Here is an 18,886-nt window from a genome sequence, read left to right as displayed (position 1 = left end):
TCTCATTCCTTTCTGCAACAAGAATAAGATTCGCATTTTTACCAAAGTTCAATTAAATTATTGATCACTTCATAGCGACTTAAATCCGCCGCATTTCTTTCGCGAATGACTTTCTGTAATCTCTGCACATGGTTTGTAATCATCCCATCAACTCGCAACGCTAACATTCGCTTCATCGGTTCAATGCCGTCCACTGGCCAAGCATAGACTTTTTTATGCTGTGCCCAAGCCTGCTGAATAAACTGGCGATTCAGTGTATGAAATTCAAGGGAATAAAAATCAGTTGAATTTTTAGGCATTCGCGCAATGTTAAACGGCGTAATAATCCCTGTCACTAAATTTGGCCGTTGCTTTTTTAGTTGGGTCATAAAGGTGGCATTCAAAGAATGAACCATATCGTGATGTGTTTCTAAGCTATGGCCATACTTTTTATTAAATAGGGTCACCAGATTAGCTGTGTCATTTTTACTTGCCTTGATCTCAACAATCAAAGGCTGTTTTAACTGATGGGCAGTTTTAAGGTAATCGGAAAAACTGCTAATTTTAGTTTGATAGCCATTTTCTCGAATGGTTAAATGTGTTAATTCTTTTAGGGTTAGATCAGAAACTGACCTATTTTTTCTGGCCAAATGATACAGATTACTATCATGCATGACCACAAACTGATGATCTTTAGTTTCTCGAATATCCATTTCCACATAATCGGGTTTTAGTTTAGCCGTTTTTCTAAGTGCCATAATCGTATTTTGCACACCATTATGATCACTTACGCCACGGTGTGAGATAACTAGCACGTCAGTTGAATGATTCTCATTCATCCGAATTGAAAAAAAGGCATACGTGGGTGTGCTCAAAAATAACAGACCCAATAAAGCAATCCCAATTTTCTTGATTTGTTTCAAATCCCATTGATGATAATTTAATCCTCTTGTTTTGAATACCGGTGTTTTCGCTAGTGGCATGTTTACGACTCTAACCCACTCACCCAATCGTGACAAAAAACCAGTCATAAAAACTAAAAACCAACCAACAAACAACAGTTCAATAAATGTAATCGCTAAAACCATCAAAATAGTTGATGGTAAGTCTGAATGCATCCAGCTGTTCCAGGCAAATATACCTTCTAGAATAAGGCTCCCAATTAGCAGAAACGGTACGGAAACACGAACAACAATGATCAAAATCTGGATAAGCATCCTGCCTGTCTGCCCTTTTGTTAAGCGCCAACTCAGTCGAATTCCTTCAGTCAGTGAACATTGATAACTAATCATTGCTGGAAGTGCTAAAAGCATTCGCAGAGCTATGTAACAAAAAATAAGATACAAAAGAATAAAAACAGGTGCGACCGTCCAGCGATTAGCAAAAACAAAGTTTTGAATTGAAACGCTTGTTGGAATATGAGCCAGAATGACGGTTGCAAATCCAAATCCACCTAGTGGAATCGTAATTACCACATAAAAAAAGAAATATGCAATACTAATAATCCAATTTCTTTCAAACAACTTTTGTAACAAATCCTTCAAATGATCGAAGTTAACCGGCTTACGTTGCTGAAACCCACTAATCATTAGGGATGCTGCCATTAAGCCAACAAACATCCCCCAAATAATAAGAACCGCAAAAATAAATTTTAATGGGATTAATAACGGATTTTCTGAAAGAAAAAGTGCATGCTCCAATAGGATGCTAGTTACAACACCAACTAATAGCGTCAAACTGGCATAATACAAATTTTCATCTGATTTAATCATGTAATTAATTAAATTTTTAAGTTGATAAAAATCGCGAAATATGAAGCGTTTCATAACAGTCACTACCCCCGTTGCTGGAAAATTGCTTTCGCTTTAATCTTAACATTATCAAGAAATGAACTAAATGCTCTGAAAAAGAAAAACGCGCGTTCCTTCATCTTGTTAGTGAAGAATTTGTCTTTTCCTTTGCGTTTTAGCTATCAATTTTCATTAACTAAAAAAGCCAGAGAAAAAGTTTTCTCTGACTTCTTTAAATTGTTACTCTGCATCAAGCGGTGTGAAATCATAATGAATTTTAGAACGTCGATTAAATTCCTCAAATGCCAAATCAATGAGTTGATCAATTAACCTTTCATAGCTAATCCCAGACACTTCCCAAAGTTGGGGATACAAACTAATGTTTGTAAAACCAGGCAGCGTATTAATTTCGCTTAGGTAGGGAACTTTGTTATGATCAACCAAAAAGTCAATTCTAGCTAAGCCACAGCAACCAAGTACTCGGAAAGCATCCAGTGCCATTTGTTGAACTTCATCAGAAAGCTCACTAGAAATGCTAGCTGGTAGTTCAAATTGAACCCCACTGGCATCGACAAACTTATTATTATAATCATAGAATGTATCAGATTTCGGTACGATAATTCGTCCTACTTTAGAAGCCTTGGGACTTTGATTACCTAAAATAGAAACTTCCACTTCTTCTGGTTGTTCAATTGATTGTTCAACCAACACTTTAAAATCATATCGAAAGGCATCATCCAGCCCAGTTTCAAACTCTTGAGCATTTGTCGCTTTATGAATACCCACTGATGATCCTTGATTAGCGGGTTTTAAGAACATCAGCTCACCTAGTAATTCGCGACAAACATCATAGGAATAGTCGCCACGATTTTCGGGTGTCACAACCACATACTTTGTGTTACGAATCCCATTATGTGTTAATAACTGTTTAGTTGTATCCTTGTCAAACGAAACAGCTGAAGCAAGAATACCACTGCCGACATAAGGCTTTTGTAGTAGCCGTAGCAAGCCTTGAATCGTCCCATCTTCACCCAAATTACCGTGAATAATTGGGAAATAAACATCGATATCTTTTTGTTCACTCAAGTTCAAAATTGGTGACAATGGATTACCCTTATCAACCGATTTCATGGCATCTGCCACAACTTTATCTTCTGATTCGCCATCAAAAATTCTTCTTGATGAAGCATCACTCAACAAATAGCCATCTTTTGTAACCATGAACAGACTGACTTCGTAACGCTCTTTATCCATTGCATCGAAAATATTATGTGCAGAACGCTTTGAAACATCATGTTCAGATGAATTACCACCAAATAGCAAACCAACGTGAATCTTTTTTTCCGTACTCATTTAAAATCTCATCCTATCACTTAGATTTTGTATTGAACCTAAATTGTACCATGAATTTGCAGAGAAAAAAACTTTAATATCCAAACTATTTGGCATCAAAATCGCCAGTTAACACGACTTTACCAATCATTTTATTAGTTTCAACAAGTTCATGAGCATGTCTTAGAGTCGCTGCGTTAATTCCCGGAAGCGTCACAGTTAAAGTTGATCGAATCTCTTTTTCATCCAAAAGTGTGGCAATCTTTTCGAGGATTGTTCCTTGTGTTGCCATATCTGCAGTCTGATAAATACTTTTTGTAAACATAAACTCCCAAGCAAAAGTAATACTCTTAGATTTTAAAAGTCCCATTGGTAAAGGACGTTCATTTTCCACAATGGAAGTGATAAATCCTTCTGGTGCCACGAGTTTTGCCAAAATTGGCAAATAATTATCAGTTGAGTGAAAAATCAAGGCAAACCCTACAGACTGAATGCCAACTGCTTTAAGTTGGTCAGCTAACGATTTGTGATAATCCAAAACGACATCCGCACCCATTTTTTTAACCCATTCAATCGTCTCTGGTCGTGAGGCCGTTGTTAAAACTTTTAAACCTGCCCACTTTGCCAGCTGAATTGCCACTGAACCAACGCCCCCAGCACCATTAATAATCAAAATCTGCTTTCCCAAATTAGCATCCTTTTTTGGAATTAATGGCATTCGTTCAAAAAGAGATTCCCAAGCCGTTAAACTAGTCAAAGGCATGGCTGCCGCTTCTTCCACACTAATATTTTGCGGTGCATGGGCCACAATTCGCGCATCCACTAACTGCAAAGCTTGGTCACTCCCAGAACGATTATTGGTTCCTGCATAAAAAACATGATCCCCCACTTTAAAGTTAGTCACTTTCTGCCCCAATTCAACAACAGTTCCATAGGCATCAAATCCAAGCACAGTTGGAACACTTGTTTCAGGATGGCCTTGACGAATCTTAGTATCGACCGGATTTACGGAAACGGACTTAACTTCAATCAAAAGATCAAAATCATTTGCCTTAGGACGATCAATTTTTAAATTAATTAAACTGTTTGAATCTTCAATTGGTAAACCTTTGTAAAAACCGATTGCATTTATTTGTTCACTCATTAAAATATCTCCTTAAAAACGAAAATCATTTTCCTCATTTAAATATGAACTAACTTCTTTTGGCATTTCTGGATTTAAGACTAATGCTTGCAATAATCGCTGGCGGTTGTACAGGCGCGTCCACATCTGTTCATCTTCTGTCGTTTGAATCGACACTAACTCATGACGCCAATTTTTTAGTGCTAACAACAAAAAGTCGGTGTAAAGCTTGTTTTGATTAGTTAAATCCGCAATGTAGCCACCTATGCGCTCTGGCTCACCAAAAATTAGTGGTGTTGAAAGCCGTTTGTACCGAGCTAATAAAACAGCTAACATAAGTAATTTATCCGCTCTAACCAAGCTATTATCAACTGCTAATTCATCCAAAACATTGCCAATATGCGTATAGGCATGTGCCCAGCCCTTCTTACCAGAATAACCCCGTGTATCTGTTTCTAAGGCTATGTAAGTAACCAATTGATCAACAAGGGTATTTTTACTCTCATCATCTATAAAGTGTGATCCAGCCCGATCTATATACAACAAGGTTGATAAAAACATTAAACTAAATGATCTCTTAAACACACCGTCATTTTGAGGTTCCAGAATGTGATCAAACAAACTTTCATCCTGAATCAAATGATCAAAAATCATTTTTAATTGTTTTTTCGAGGTGATTTGTTGCTGCAAAATATCACTAAATAGAAAATATACGCCTTTATCACGAATCATCAAATCAGGCGAGCCAATATGTTGAAATAACTGCATTAAATCCTTATCGGAAACTTCTTCCAGTTCGTGCTCATTCAACTGATCACGAAGCGACTGAATAAGGTCCCGAATACCATCGTCATCATCAGGCAAGTGAACTTCTGTTGGCGCCGACACATCTGTCGACATAATAATCTTATCAATTTCCGGAAGTAACGACTGATAAATCTGACCACCTTGTAATTTAATCCGTAAATTTTGTAGTCTACTGCGTACTTCTTCAACTTCTTTCATAACTTTTTCTCCTCGTAATTAATAGTTTAATTTTACCACGTCTCCAAACCTAAGGTACTAATAACCAGTCTCCTCATCTTAAATTACTTCATCACATTGTCAATTCATAGGTTCATGGTAAAATAGAAAAAAAGAGGAGGAGTCTGTCATGTCATATCACCAAATCCGTCGCGAATTAAAAAAAGAAGTCAAACAAGTTTTTAAGGGTCATTGGGGTCAAGCTTCCATGACCGCAGTAGTTCCAATTGTCCTTAGAGCAATTGTGGGATTTATCATTTCCCTAGGTATTTTGTTTGGACTGTACTTGCTCATTAAGAATCCTCACCTTCTCAATAATGAAGTTACAAGCTATGCTAATGAGGAGTCACCAAATTCCGGTTCATCCAATGTTTGGAGCTTTTTACGAACTGCCATAGTTACATTTATCAGTGTTGGGGTTAGTTACACATTCCTAGACTGGTTACGCGAACCTAATCGCGAGTTTTCACCTGTGAAAAGTGCTTTTCAAGTTTTTACCAAACGCTATTTCATTCCAACTTTGGCAATCTTTGTACTCCAGTTCATTTATTTGTTTTTTTGGACTTTATTACTCATTGTTCCTGGAATTATTAAGTACTATGCCTACTCCCAATCATACCTGATTTACAAAGATCAATTAGCCGCTGGCAATGCGGGTCGCATTGAATACAATGACTGTATCACAATGAGTCGCCAATTAATGCAGGGGCATAAATTTGAATTTTTCTTATTAAAATTAAGCATGATTGGCTGGTATGTTCTTTGCTTATTTAGTTTCGGAATTGGATTTATCTGGTACGTTCCATATTCTCAAGCGATCTATGCCGCATTTTATAAACATCTCGTTGCTATTCAATAAACAAAAATGAGATCGCAACAAAAACTGTGTTTTTGTTGCGATCTCATTTTTTACTGATTTTTTAAGACAATATGTTGTTGAATCCAGTAATTAATGATCGTACCCAAAATAATCATAATCGCCATAAATCCAACCGGGTGGAATGGATTCCATTCCCCTTCGTTAGTTGTTTCTGTATAACCGACCACAAATTTGATAAAATTCATCGTCCAATCTAAATTCATGCCAGTATGGAACTGCATTAAAAAACGAACTAACACGACAAGCCCAATGGGGATGGCAATCCACAACATGCGCCGGGTTCGCTTCTTCAGGAGTGCCGATAAACTTCCAAAAAACATACCCAAAACAGCAAAACTCCAAAGTAATAACCATTCATAAAGAATTTGAGCTGGAATATTCCAAAAACTATGAAAACCCAGGAACTGACCAAAAAGTTGGTTATAAAAAGTATTATCAACATTTCCAACGTTTGGTAAAATCACCGCATAATAATAACAATAATTGATTACGCTCATCAATAAACTAAGCAGCGCGGTCACCCAAATGGTTGCTTTCCAAACTGTTCGACGAGAAATACCATTTTGGATATAAAACTTAAATGGTCCATAAACTCGATATGATGAGATTACTAAAAACAGAATCGAAATAAATGGTAATAAATTATTTTTCAATAAATTATGAATTGAAATACCATCAAGGCTTCCCGTGAATAGCAACGCAAAAACAATCGGTAACAGGAAAATAAACAAAAAGGTTAGAATATAAGTGTACCCCAGACCCTTTAAATAGTATCCAAATTTATTTTTAAAAATCATTTTAGTTTTCATTTAGATCCCCCCTCGCCACTTGTCAAATGAATGAAGAGTTTTTGCAGATCCATTCGTGAAATTTGAATTGTATCCGGAATCTCTCGATCATCATTCAGGTTGCCAAACACATAGTTACCTTTGAGATTTCCAAGTGATTCCGTTCCAATCACGTTTAATCCCACTGTGTACTGATCAACGGTTTCTCCAGGGCCAGTGATCACATATGCCTGTGACAACATATGGTCCACATCATCATCAACTAAGATTTTGCCGTTTTCTATCACAAAAACATGCTCAATCATATTAGCAATCTCTTCAATCATATGAGTAGAAATCACAAAAGTTCGGGGATGACTACTATACGTATCCAAAAGTTCTTTATAAAACAACTCACGATGATTAGCGTCAAGACCAAGAATAGGTTCATCTAAAAAAACGTAATCAACAGGTAAACAAAGGGCAATAATTAATTTAAAGATCGTGCGATAACCTGTTGAAAGTTGACCAAATCTTTGTTTCGGATTTAACTCAAATGCCTCACACAAGTGTTTTGCGTATGCCTCATTGAAACCGCCATACATATTCTTTGAAGATTTAAATAAATCTTGTAAACGGGCCCTTTTTGGATAAAGATTAACCTCACTCATCAAATAGATATTGCCTAACAATTCATCATGCTCGTGTGTTGGAATACCATCAATGGTCACCGAACCACCATTTGCAAAAATGCGGTCGGTAATAATATTTAATAATGTACTTTTGCCAGCACCGTTTCTGCCCAGCAGACCGTATATTCGATTTGGCTCAATCTCCAGACTGATATTTTGCAAAATTTGCTTCCGACCAAATTTTTTGGCAACTTCCGTAACCTTAATCCCCATTTGTTTGAAACCCCCTTTTGATAAGTTGAATCAATTCCGTTTCTGATAACTTTAAATTTTTAGCTTCTGCCACAATTTTTTTTACATAATCCTCAAAAAAGTCATTTTGCCGTTTTTCCAGTATTAACTGATAGGCCCCTTTTTTCACAAACATTCCTAAACCACGCCGTTTTTCCACCAATTTTTCAGTGACAAGGATATTCATACCCTTCAAAACTGTCGCGGGGTTAATATGAAATTCACGAGACATTTCGGTTGTTGAGGGGACCTGCGTTTCTTCTTTAAAAGCACCTGTAAAAATTCCTTCTTCAATTTGATTAGCTACCTGTAAATAAATGGGTTCTTGCCCACTAAAATCAAATTGCATATGATCACCACCTCAAGACTGCATGTTTATACTTGGAACCACTAATTTTTCATAAATAAACAATGTAATTAAATAATACCCCAAATACAACAGTAAGAAAATCACAAAGGGGGTCTGTAAATGAACATACGGATCACCCATCAACGGAACAAACATCTTCAAGCCAAACAGGACGTGAATAATTCCTAATATCCCTGGCAACAAAAACAGTGCGCCTAATTCACGGCGAATTGAACGCCGAATTAAATTTTGTCGCGTTCCTAATCGGTTTAACATATAATAGCGCTGTCTATCCGGTTGGACACCCGATAAAATTTTAAACATTAAACAGCTTGCCAACATTGTCAAAAACGCCAATCCTAAGAAGAAGCCCACAAATTCTAATCCACCAAACATGACATTGGCCACTTGGTACAGTGGATAAGCCCCGCCTAACTGTTGAATCGACATGTGGCCAGGAAATTGATTGGTTTGATTTTCTGCAATTTGTTTCAACACACCTGCATTTTTAGCTAATCCGGTTGTCTTCAGTAAAGTTAATTGTGATGGCTTACCCTGAATTTTCAGAAAATTACGGTGAGACACAACTCTGATCTGTCTTAAAGTGTAATTTGCTTGCAGACTCAAAAATTGCTCTTGCACCCGTGAACTAGACCTCAGTTGCTCACTAGTAGCTAGTTTGAAGACAACGGCATCAGCCTTAACGCGACTCACTTGAAAAGGTGTTTCTTGAAACTCCATTTGGTCAAAATAGGCAGTTGTGCCAACAATTTTTCGCTTATAAGTCACTTGCTTTATTAAATCTAATTTTTGAATTAATTGTTTAGTTTTCGCAGTTTGCTTATAAACAACCAAGTCATAAGCTGAACTACCGCTTGCCATACTTGGGATTAAACGATGATAGCCCATTCCAACCGTAATTGCTCCTAAGGCTAAGGCAAAAAGGATACTTACGACGGCTAGAATTCTGGTATAATCTCGAATGCGAAAGTTTAACTGGCCTAATGTAAAGCTATTTAAGCCCTTACCTGCCAAGCGTGAGCGTTTCAATCCCGTAATCAAAATTTGAAAAAGTGCATGATACAAAAAATACGTGCCCAATACGATTGTGACCAGTGCAATTGGAATTGAGAGAAGTTGCAAAGTCTCAATAGCCGCCATTGCCCAGTAACCACCGGCTATTAAAACTAAACCTAATCCACCTTCAGCGTAACGCCAGGCCGTTAACTTGATTGGTTTATCTGCCACCGTATCAGCATGGAGCAATTTTAACACCGGTCGATGTAGCAACTTGTGCTGATTAATTAACGAAGCCATAAAAAAGATCACAATAAAGAACGCAAAAGTCACAAGCAAAGCCATGGTATTCCAGGCAGTAAAATGGGCAACTTCAACGCCCAACTCGTGCATTAATAATTGAGATAATCCTTTTGTAAGCCCAACACCGACTACAACACCCAAGACTGTGGAAATTGCCCCAATCAATAACGTTTCTAAAAAAATTAAGAAACCAAGTCGTGATTTTTTCCCGCCTAACATGATGAACAAACCATAATCATGTTCTCTCATATTCATTAGGAATGAATTAGCATACACGATATAAACGAGGGTAATAATTCCAAGGAGCACAGAACCAAATTGAAAAACAAACGTCGCTAACCCAAGTGAAATATTTCCCTTGATGAAGGCTTGATTAGTGGCGATTGCTTCAAACATATAAAAAATTGCGCTTGAAATAATCAATCCAGAAAAAAGCACCAAATAGTCCCGCCAACGATCCTTAACACTTATAAAGGCTAATTTAAATAACATCGACATCTTCCCCCTGATCATTAAAGGTGCCAAGTTTATTCAAAATTGTTTGGTAAAACTCAGTTCGCGTTTGACTGCCAGCTTCAAGTTGTTCACCAATTTGGCCATCCTTAATGAACAAAATGCGTTCACAGTAACTAGCTGAAAACGGATCATGGGTTACCATTAATATAGAAACTTGTTCTTCATCATTAACTTGTTTCAAAGTTTCCAAAAGTTCTCGGGCATTTTGGGAATCCAAAGCTCCGGTTGGTTCATCGGCAAATAAAATTTGTGGTCGTGAGATTAATCCCCTCGCGGCCGCAACCCGTTGCTTTTGACCACCAGATATTTCTACCGGATATTTATCAAGTAGCTGATTGATCCCCAACTGACTAGCAATTTGATGGACAAGTTCGTTAGTTTTCCGCTTTTTAACGCCCTGCAAAGTCAATGGTAATCCAATATTTTCTGCATTCGATAAACTTTCCAAGAGATTAAAATCCTGAAAAATAAAGCCAATCTTTTTAGCCCGAAAATCCGAAACGGCATTTCCTTTCAACTGTGTCACATCTTGACCTGCAATAAAGACGTTACCTGCCGTTGGTTGATCCATCGTTGCTAAAATATTCAGCAATGTCGTTTTTCCTGAACCCGAAGCCCCCATAATGCCTACGAATTCACCTTTTTTTACATTAAAATTGACGTTTTGTAAAGCAGTGTACTGTTTTTCATTTTTCTTTCCATACACTTTTGTCACGCTTTGAACATCAATAACCGTTTGTTCTTTCACAGTTGCTTCCCCCATATCGGTAAATTGGTTAATTACTTATGTAACTAACTATACTTGGAAAGTATTTTTCTGTCAAGTACAAAAAAGCTTTTAAACACTTTCAACCTGTTTGGCTGTAAATGTTTAAAAGCTTTAAAATTCAAAGATTAGTTTAACTTGGCTACCCGATCATGAATCATTTCCGCAGACTTAGCGAACTTTACAGTTTCTTCGTCTGTCAAAGGTAAGTCAACCACAGACTCAATTCCGTTCTTGCCCACAATCGCTGGTAAACCAACGTAAGTACTATATTTTTCACTATAACCAGACACCGGACAAACTAAACGAGCATCCGACAAAACTGCTTGTCCCAAACTGACACCACAAGTCGCAATTGCAGCTGAAGTAAATCCTTTACCGGAAGCAACTTCCCAAGCACCTTGTTTAGCGGCATCAGCTAATTGATCAAAATCGAAGTCTTTAGCTTCAGGTAAATCCTGAATAGCTTCACCTTTTACACGAACACTTGACCATGCCACAAATTGGCTATTTCCATGCTCACCCAAAACATAACCTTCTACGCTGCGGGGATTTACATTTAATTTTTCACCAACAACACGTTGCATCCGCGCGGTATCCAAGAAAGTTCCCGTTCCAAACACTCTTTGCTTTGAAAACCCAGTCAACTTCTGCAAATAACTGGTAACCGCATCACAAGGATTCATAATGTCGATAATCACACCCTTAAATCCAGATGCCACAATTTTAGGGGCGATTTCTTTGACAACCGCTGAAGTGATCTTGAACTCTGCAAAACGATCGCCACTGTTAGTTGAAACTGCGATATCTCCAGCTGAGATATATAAAATATCAACATCCTTCAAATTGTCGTAATTTTGAGTTGTGATTTGGGTAGTTGTATTCAATCGTGCTTGGGCATCCTGCAGGTCTAACTGCTCAGCACGTGACTTTTTCTGATCTTTATCAATAAGTACTAGTGAATCAGCAATTCCCTTTGTAACCAAAGTATATGCAACTGTACGGCCAACGTTCCCTAAACCAATAATTCCAAATTTTCTCATTTTAACACCCTTTTCTCGTTATTAACTTAATCCTACCCATTTTCTGAAAGATGGTCAATACATAAAAAGCCATTGAAATTCAAAACTTCAACGGCCATTTACATATCAAAATTCGATTATTTAACTGGTTTTACAGGTAAAATAGCACCCTTGTAATGTTTCTTGATCCAAGATTGCGTACTCTTTGATTGAAGAGCTTTAACCAATTTCTTGATGGCTTTGTTGTTCTTCTCACTTGGACGAATTGCAATGATATTTTTGTATGGTGAATTAGATTTTTCAATTGCCACAGATTGTGTAATTGGATTCAAACCAGATTGAACCGCATAGTTAGCATTAATCACAACCGCGTCACCTTCGCCGTTTTTGTACAATTGAGGCATCAGTTTCGGCTCATAACTATGTTTAAATTGAATATGTTTTGGATTACTTGCAATATCATTAAACGTTGCACTTGTGATATCCACACCCTTTTTGATCGTAATCAAACCGGCATCCTTAAAGATCGTCAAAATTCGACCATAATCTGGTGCATTATTACTTACCAAAACAGTCGCATTCTTTGGTAAATTTTTGAGATTTTTATACTTCTTAGAGAATACAGAAATTGGTTCCAAGTGAACGGCACCGGCATCAATTAAATTACCTTTGTTTTTCTTATTCCATTGATTCAAAAATGGAATGTGTTGGAAGTAGTTCGCATCAATATCACCGTTAGCTAAAGCTTTATTAGGAAGAACGTAATCTTGAAAGACTTTAATCTTTAAATTAACCCCTTCTTTTTTCAACTCAGGTTGGACATGTTTTAAAATTTGAGCATGTGGCACTGCAGATGCCCCAACTGTAATGGGTGTTGTTTTGGAACTGGTGCTTGATTTCTTACCACAAGACACCAATAAAAGTGCTGTTGCTGCGACTGCTAAAAAGCCAAAAATTTTATTCTTCTTCATATTCAAACTCCTCCTCAAATTAAAGTACTCGTTTATCAACTTTTCGGGTTGCGAAATCCCCGAGAAATTGGAAAGCAAAAACAATGATCACAATAATGACTGTGGCAACTAAAGTCACCGTATTATTACTACTCTCAAATCCTTCTTGATAGGCCAAATTTCCCAGCCCACCGGCACCAATTGCACCGGCCATAGCTGTATAACCAATCAAAGAAATCGTTGTAACCGTAATTCCCGAAATCAACGCTGGCAAACTTTCTGGTAATAAAACCTTCGTAATAATCTGCCATTGACTGGCTCCCATTGCGTTTGAAGCCTCAAGCACACCCCGATCAATTTCATGAAACGCTAATTCAACCATTCGACCATAAAACGGAGCTGCGGAAATAATTAAGGATGGTAACGCCGCAACTGGGCCAATGATCGTTCCCACGACATTCTTAGTAAATGGCAACAACAAAACGATTAAAATGATAAATGGAATAGATCGAAACACATTGACAAAAAGCGCAACAATCCAGTTAATAATGCGGACAACTAAATTAGTACTTCCACTGGTTTCAAACAATAATAATCCAATAAAGTATCCCAAGATCGCAACGGCTACAATCGAAACGATGGTCATCCAAATGGTCTCCCAAGTTGCGCTCCACATTTGATTCCAGTCAACTGTGTTAAATTCAAAGTAACCTGTACTACCTCCCATGTTCGATCACCTCCGTTTCGACACGCATAGTCTTCAGATAGTCTAAAGCCCCGTTAATATCCCCTTCATCACCAATCAACTGTAAGAAAAGTGAACCAATTGCGCCCTCATGGGTTTGATGGATATTTCCTTCAATAATGCTGATTCGGATCTTAGGAAATTTATGAATAATTTCCGAAACAATTGGTAAATTGGCTTGATTACCATGAAAGGTCAATTGAATAATTTTGCCATTTGGATATTCCTTTAGCAACTGTTCTACAACCACATTGGTATCTTCCGGCGACGGAGCAGCCTCTGAGTAAACAAATCGTTTTGTAATTGGTTGTTGTGGATGCTTAAAAACGTCCAAAACTTGACCAGACTCAATGATCTTACCACCATCCAAAACGGCAACATGCTCGCAAATCTTTCGAATCACATGCATTTCATGAGTAATTAAAACAATCGTAATTCCTAATCGCTTATTGATATCCATTAATAGGTCCAATACTTCATCGGTAGTCTGTGGATCAAGTGCACTGGTAGCCTCATCAGAAAGCAAAATTTCTGGATCGTTTGCCAAAGCTCTCGCCACACCAACTCGTTGTTTTTGACCACCGGATAATTCAGAAGGATAGGCATCTTCTTTACCTTCCAAACCAACCAATTTGATTAACTCTTCTGCCTTCTTTTGACGATCGGCTTTTGAAATCTTGGCAATTTCAAGGGGAAACTCAATATTCTTACGAACGGTTCGAGACCACAATAGATTAAAATGTTGAAAAATCATTCCAATTTTGTGGCGCTTTTTTCTTAATGCATTGCGATCCAGCTCTGAGATCTTAGTGCCATTCACCTCAACCACACCTGTCGTTGGAGTTTCTAGACCATTCAGCATTCTGATCAAAGTCGTCTTACCAGCACCAGAATACCCAACGATTCCAAATATTTCACCGTCTTCAATCTTCATGTTCACGTCTTTAATTGCTGTAACGTTACCTTTTTCTGTAGCGAAGGTCTTCGAAACATCCTTAAATTCTATCAAACGATCAACCTCCTCTTTCTTTTTAACCAAACAAAAAAGTCTTTCATCCCGTTGAAATAAATCAACTAGGACGAAAGACTTCTCTTCCGTGTTACCACCCAAATTCACTAACTTTTCACAAAGTCAGCCTTAACGAGTCAAACAACTCGGACGCTATAATGGGCGCACCCAGTACTTGCTTGCAGAACGCTCACAAATACCTCTTTTATCAAGACCATCTTCGATTGCACTTACTGTCCCATCTCACCAAAAGGAACTCTCTTAAAGTAGTAATCAACTTACTCATCTTGTTTTAATGTTTAGCTATTAAATGCAGTATACTCATTCAAATTGTGTCTGTCAACCACAAATATGAGTTTTTTATTAGAAATCTGTTTTTTGAAGCGTACTGTATGAATCGTGGTGAAACCGCATAGACATAATCAACCCAATTCCTATCATATTTCCAATAAGGGCTGATCCCCCTTGACTCACAAATGGGAGCGGAATTCCAGTTAAAGGCAACAAACCAATGTTCATTCCGATATTTTCGAGAACATGAAATAAAATCATCATGATTGTCCCTGTAGCAATATAAGCATAAAAAGCGTTCTTCGTATCAAAAGTGACACGAATCATTTGATACATCAAAAGCATGTATAACAGAACTAAAACCACACTGCCGATAAAACCAAAGTTTTCACCGATCACAGAGAAAATCATATCTGACTCTCGGACTGGCACATAGACATTCGAAACATTGAAACCTTTTCCGAATAGTTGTCCCGACCCAATTGCTTTAATACTCTGCCATAATTGATAACCTGAATTTGTCGTATCAGAAGATGGGTCTAGCCAGGTATCAATTCGGCTAAACTGATAGCTTTCAAATCCGACGTGAGACAAAAGACTACGTCCCCAATCACTCACTACCAACATCAATGTACTGCTAGCCAAAACCGTTGCCGTGACAAATGCAGGTACTAAAATTCGCCAAGTTACGCCTGAAACAATGACTAATCCAGCAAAAATAGCGATAAATACTAACATGGTTCCGAAGTCGTGCTGCAAAAGTAGTAAAACAGGAATTGGCAACGTCCATAAAATCATTTCGCCAATTAAACGCCAATCAGATCGCATGGTATGGCGCTTATGCTGGGCATTAAAATCCGTCAAAACTTTAGCCATCATCAAAATATAGGCCGGCTTCATAACTTCTGAAGGCTGAAAAGTGAATCCACGAAAGGCAAACCAACTCTTAGCCCCGGTACTTGCTGCATAACTTCTGCTGTAAAATATCAAAACTGCAACTAGTAAAAAAATACCAAACCAGTAAGCATACGGCGCTATCTTCCAAAGTTGTTCGGAATCAAACTGCATGATGACAACAACCGCAGCAACCCCTAATACATACCACACTAACTGCGAAGCTACTTGATGGATCACGCTTACACTGCCCGTATCATGTGCCGCAGCAACATAAATCGAGGCAAGTCCAATTAAGGCCAACATTAACACCGAAAAAATTATTCCATAATCAATGCGAGAATCGCCTTCCCGTCTTCTAACTCGTGAATCGTTATTCAAACTAAAGATCCTTCCTTAACTTAAACTGCGCTTTATTGATGAAGATTGTATTCTTGCAAAAGCCATTCAACAGCATCATCCGTGGATTTAGCTGTAAAGTCTCCGCCCCCAATTAGATGAGTCGCAAATTCTTTATCCTGTGGTGTGATTTCGCCGATTAAATTTTTAGCAATAAAAAGTTGTTGAATCGTTTGCCCATCAACTTCTTTTTCTTCAATTTGTACCTTAACACTTTGCTGTTTCTTAGACATAATTTCCTCCATACAGGTTAATTTAATATTTTTTCATCAGGATGCGGATTACGTTTCAAAGTAAAATAATCCGGCACCGGATCATAACCACCCTTAACAAACGGATTACAGCGTAAAATACGCGCAGTCCCCATTAAGGTACCTTTCAATGCCCCGTGCTTCTTAAGAGCTCCCAACATATAATTAGAGCATGTCGGATAATACCGACAACTTGGTGGAAAAAGTGGTGATATAAACTTTTGATATCCACGTACTAGCATCAAAAAGAATTTTTTCAATTGTGTCCACCTCTCAAAAATATCCAATCTAACAGCCTATTATAGCACACCCTAAATTCTCTCTAAAGCCCGAATCTAGCTGATATTAACCTGTAAAATGAATAGAAACGACGGTCAACTAAGTAACGCCTTCCACCTCACGTTATTAATCGACCGTCATTGATTTTTTATTTTTTATCAAAAAATTAATTTTTGACCGTTAAAGTTGTATTCGTACCAGAGACACGTTTAATTTGAGCACCTAAAGCACTCAACTTACCATGAAAGTTATAGTAACCTCGATCTAAATACTTCAAATTAGTGACCTGTGTATACCCCTTTGCCACTAAACCTGCAATAACCAAGGCCGCACCAGCTCTCAAATCCGTAGCAGCCACTTCAGCACCATTAAAATCAGTTGGGCCATTCATAATGACGGAAGAACCTTCCACTCTATACTGGGCATTCATTCGACGTAATTCCTCTAAATGCATAAACCGATTTTCAAACACAGTTTCAGTTAGTGTACTTGTGCCTTGTGCCAATAACTGCAATACCGACATTTGGGGTTGCATATCCGTTGGGAACCCAGGATGCGGTAATGTTTTAATCGAAACCGGCAATAGTTTTTTAGGCCCAACGATACGAATCCCCTCATCTTTTTCAAAGATATGGACACCCATCTCACGCATTTTAGAAATTAATGGTTTGTTGTGCTCTGAAATTGCATCCTGAATTAAAACATCCCCCTGGGTAGCAGCAGCAGCCACCATGAAAGTGCCGGCTTCAATTCGATCTTGAACAACAGCATGGCTTGTTCCGTGCAATTGATGCACACCAATAATTCGGATTGTTTCCGTTCCTGCTCCAGTAACATGGGCGCCCATTTTATTTAAGATCATGGCCAAGTCAACAATTTCTGGCTCGCAAGCGGCATTTTCAATGATTGTGTTTCCATGCGCCAATGTTGCCGCCATCATAATGTTTTGAGTTGCCCCGACACTTGGAAAATCTAAATAGATGTTAGTTCCGATTAATTTTCTTGCACTAGCTTCTATGTATCCATCATGTTGTGTAATATGAGCTCCCAATGCTGCCAGTCCTTTTAGATGTAAATCAACTGGCCGAGAGCCGATTGCACAACCGCCAGGCATTGCCACCTTGGCATGCCCAGTTCTTGCTAGTAACGGACCCATTACAACGATTGAAGCTCGCATTTTTGAAACGTATTCAAATGGGGCTTCGGTAGAAACTTTTTTGGTTGCGTCCATCCGAATCTCATGCTGAGCTTCATCAAACTCAACATCCACATTCAAAAATCGCAACACGTTGTTCATCGTATAAACATCAGACAGAATTGGTACATTACTTAACTCAACTCGACCTTCACTAGCTAAAATTCCTGCTGCCAAAATCGGCAGAACAGCATTTTTGGCGCCTTCAATCTTGACTACACCTTTGAGTCGATTGCCGCCCTTAACAATAATCTTATCCACGAACGAAACCTCCACTATTTTAGTAAGTAACTTAAATTTCTAATATTATTAATTAATTCGAGAAAGAATGAGCCACCCATGTACCCTAGACCAATCGATAGTAAAACAATCAATGCTTTAAATTGGTTTGGATCGGAAACGTGCAAAATACGCTCCAAATGGATACCCTGAATTGCCCAAAAAGAAATGAAAATAAAAAAGAAGTAACAAATTAACGTTAATAAAGCTTGAATTCCCAATAAATTCATAAAATCCTCTTCAATCTATGATTTATTACAATAGTATCATATCCATACTAAAAATACGCGTTTAACTCTCATTTTAATAAATTAATAACCATAAAAAAAGAGCTCCACAACCAAACGGTTATGAAACTCTTCAAATGTGAATTAATGTTTTGCAACATTAATTCGATTAATTGCACGACGTAATGAAATCTGTGCACGACGTAACTCAGAGTTGTCATGTGCATCTTGAGCTTTTCGAATCGTTTCTTGAGCTCGTTGACGCGCATTCTCAGCACGGTTTACATCAATATCAGATTCATTTTCTGCAGTATCAGCAACGATTGTGGCTGTATTGTCCGAAAACTCTACAAAGCCACCATTGACCGCAACTGCATCTTCTCTTTTACCAGAATCATCATGTTTGATTCGCACTTCATCAATCGATAGTGACGCAATAATAGGGACATGGTTAGGCATAATTCCAAGCTGGCCAGCTTGTGTCTTTACTACCAGCATACTGGAAGTTCCGTCATAAACTTGACCATCAGGAGTCACGATACTAACGGTTAATACTGATTTATCAGCCAATTAGAAT

Annotated in this window: 20 protein-coding genes; 1 reads left to right on the top strand and 19 read right to left on the bottom strand. The window is 38.0% G+C overall.

The window, feature by feature from the left end; translation table 11 throughout:
* Nucleotides 1-38: 38 nt before the first annotated feature.
* The 4 genes from PPA04_RS04545 to PPA04_RS04530 all read right to left on the bottom strand — a co-directional run bounded on the left by PPA04_RS04545 (nucleotide 39) and on the right by PPA04_RS04530 (nucleotide 5,229).
* A complete protein-coding gene (locus PPA04_RS04545; protein ID WP_057783865.1) occupies nucleotides 39-1,805 on the bottom strand; it encodes a glycerophosphodiester phosphodiesterase in 1,767 nt (588 codons plus the stop codon).
* 204 nt (nucleotides 1,806-2,009) lie between these two features.
* A complete protein-coding gene (locus PPA04_RS04540; protein WP_057783863.1) occupies nucleotides 2,010-3,122 on the bottom strand; it encodes a D-alanine--D-alanine ligase family protein in 1,113 nt (370 codons plus the stop codon).
* 85 nt (nucleotides 3,123-3,207) lie between these two features.
* Nucleotides 3,208-4,245, bottom strand: a complete 1,038-nt coding sequence (locus PPA04_RS04535) for a zinc-binding alcohol dehydrogenase family protein (RefSeq protein ID WP_198145847.1) — start codon at nucleotides 4,243-4,245, stop codon at nucleotides 3,208-3,210.
* Between the two features lie 12 nt (nucleotides 4,246-4,257).
* Nucleotides 4,258-5,229 carry a DUF2785 domain-containing protein gene (locus tag PPA04_RS04530; protein ID WP_057783861.1) on the bottom strand — a complete coding sequence of 324 codons (972 nt, stop codon included), beginning with the start codon at nucleotides 5,227-5,229 and terminating at the stop codon, nucleotides 4,258-4,260.
* A 148-nt stretch (nucleotides 5,230-5,377) separates the two neighbouring features.
* Here PPA04_RS04530 and PPA04_RS04525 point away from each other — a divergent pair, with 148 nt between their 5' ends.
* Complete coding sequence (locus PPA04_RS04525; RefSeq protein ID WP_057783859.1) at nucleotides 5,378-6,106, top strand: DUF975 family protein; 729 nt, start codon at nucleotides 5,378-5,380, stop codon at nucleotides 6,104-6,106.
* Between the two features lie 50 nt (nucleotides 6,107-6,156).
* On the opposite strand, the gene PPA04_RS04520 is transcribed toward PPA04_RS04525, so the two are convergent.
* The 15 genes from PPA04_RS04520 to PPA04_RS04450 form a co-directional block, all read right to left on the bottom strand.
* On the bottom strand, nucleotides 6,157-6,936 hold the full coding sequence (locus PPA04_RS04520; protein ID WP_057783856.1) for a hypothetical protein: 780 nt from the start codon (nucleotides 6,934-6,936) through the stop codon (nucleotides 6,157-6,159).
* Nucleotides 6,933-7,799: an ATP-binding cassette domain-containing protein gene (locus tag PPA04_RS04515; RefSeq protein WP_057783854.1), complete on the bottom strand. Its 867-nt coding sequence runs from the start codon at nucleotides 7,797-7,799 to the stop codon at nucleotides 6,933-6,935. Before PPA04_RS04515 ends, PPA04_RS04520 begins: the two co-directional genes overlap by 4 nt.
* Nucleotides 7,789-8,166, bottom strand: a complete 378-nt coding sequence (locus PPA04_RS04510; protein ID WP_057783852.1) for a GntR family transcriptional regulator — start codon at nucleotides 8,164-8,166, stop codon at nucleotides 7,789-7,791. The genes PPA04_RS04515 and PPA04_RS04510 overlap by 11 nt, the downstream gene beginning before the upstream one ends.
* A gap of 12 nt (nucleotides 8,167-8,178) precedes the next feature.
* Nucleotides 8,179-9,978, bottom strand: coding sequence for an FtsX-like permease family protein (locus PPA04_RS04505; RefSeq protein WP_057783850.1), 1,800 nt, complete (start codon nucleotides 9,976-9,978; stop codon nucleotides 8,179-8,181).
* Nucleotides 9,968-10,750 (bottom strand): ABC transporter ATP-binding protein, encoded by a 783-nt coding sequence (locus tag PPA04_RS04500; protein ID WP_057783848.1) that lies wholly within the window; start codon nucleotides 10,748-10,750, stop codon nucleotides 9,968-9,970. The genes PPA04_RS04505 and PPA04_RS04500 overlap by 11 nt, the downstream gene beginning before the upstream one ends.
* A gap of 146 nt (nucleotides 10,751-10,896) precedes the next feature.
* Nucleotides 10,897-11,811, bottom strand: coding sequence for an L-lactate dehydrogenase (locus tag PPA04_RS04495; protein WP_057783846.1), 915 nt, complete (start codon nucleotides 11,809-11,811; stop codon nucleotides 10,897-10,899).
* A gap of 116 nt (nucleotides 11,812-11,927) precedes the next feature.
* Nucleotides 11,928-12,761, bottom strand: a complete 834-nt coding sequence (locus PPA04_RS04490) for a MetQ/NlpA family ABC transporter substrate-binding protein (RefSeq protein ID WP_057783843.1) — start codon at nucleotides 12,759-12,761, stop codon at nucleotides 11,928-11,930.
* Between the two features lie 19 nt (nucleotides 12,762-12,780).
* Complete coding sequence (locus tag PPA04_RS04485; RefSeq protein ID WP_057783842.1) at nucleotides 12,781-13,467, bottom strand: methionine ABC transporter permease; 687 nt, start codon at nucleotides 13,465-13,467, stop codon at nucleotides 12,781-12,783.
* Nucleotides 13,457-14,494: a methionine ABC transporter ATP-binding protein gene (locus PPA04_RS04480; RefSeq protein WP_057783840.1), complete on the bottom strand. Its 1,038-nt coding sequence runs from the start codon at nucleotides 14,492-14,494 to the stop codon at nucleotides 13,457-13,459. Before PPA04_RS04480 ends, PPA04_RS04485 begins: the two co-directional genes overlap by 11 nt.
* 363 nt (nucleotides 14,495-14,857) lie before the next feature.
* Nucleotides 14,858-16,060, bottom strand: a complete 1,203-nt coding sequence (locus tag PPA04_RS04475; protein ID WP_057783838.1) for an FtsW/RodA/SpoVE family cell cycle protein — start codon at nucleotides 16,058-16,060, stop codon at nucleotides 14,858-14,860.
* A gap of 32 nt (nucleotides 16,061-16,092) precedes the next feature.
* On the bottom strand, nucleotides 16,093-16,311 hold the full coding sequence (locus PPA04_RS04470) for a DUF2969 domain-containing protein (RefSeq protein WP_057783836.1): 219 nt from the start codon (nucleotides 16,309-16,311) through the stop codon (nucleotides 16,093-16,095).
* Nucleotides 16,312-16,328: 17 nt separating this feature from the next.
* Nucleotides 16,329-16,589: a membrane protein insertion efficiency factor YidD gene (gene yidD, locus PPA04_RS04465; RefSeq protein WP_057783834.1), complete on the bottom strand. Its 261-nt coding sequence runs from the start codon at nucleotides 16,587-16,589 to the stop codon at nucleotides 16,329-16,331.
* 185 nt (nucleotides 16,590-16,774) lie between these two features.
* Nucleotides 16,775-18,064, bottom strand: coding sequence for a UDP-N-acetylglucosamine 1-carboxyvinyltransferase (gene murA, locus PPA04_RS04460; RefSeq protein WP_057783832.1), 1,290 nt, complete (start codon nucleotides 18,062-18,064; stop codon nucleotides 16,775-16,777).
* Nucleotides 18,065-18,078: 14 nt separating this feature from the next.
* A complete protein-coding gene (locus PPA04_RS04455) occupies nucleotides 18,079-18,312 on the bottom strand; it encodes a DUF1146 family protein (RefSeq protein WP_057783830.1) in 234 nt (77 codons plus the stop codon).
* Nucleotides 18,313-18,453: 141 nt separating this feature from the next.
* Nucleotides 18,454-18,879 carry a F0F1 ATP synthase subunit epsilon gene (locus PPA04_RS04450; protein WP_057783828.1) on the bottom strand — a complete coding sequence of 142 codons (426 nt, stop codon included), beginning with the start codon at nucleotides 18,877-18,879 and terminating at the stop codon, nucleotides 18,454-18,456.
* Nucleotides 18,880-18,886 lie beyond the last annotated feature (7 nt).

The organism is Pediococcus parvulus (genome assembly GCF_007990205.1).
GTDB classification, from domain to species: Bacteria; Bacillota; Bacilli; order Lactobacillales; family Lactobacillaceae; genus Pediococcus; species Pediococcus parvulus.
This window is presented reverse-complemented; position numbering and strand designations above follow the sequence as displayed.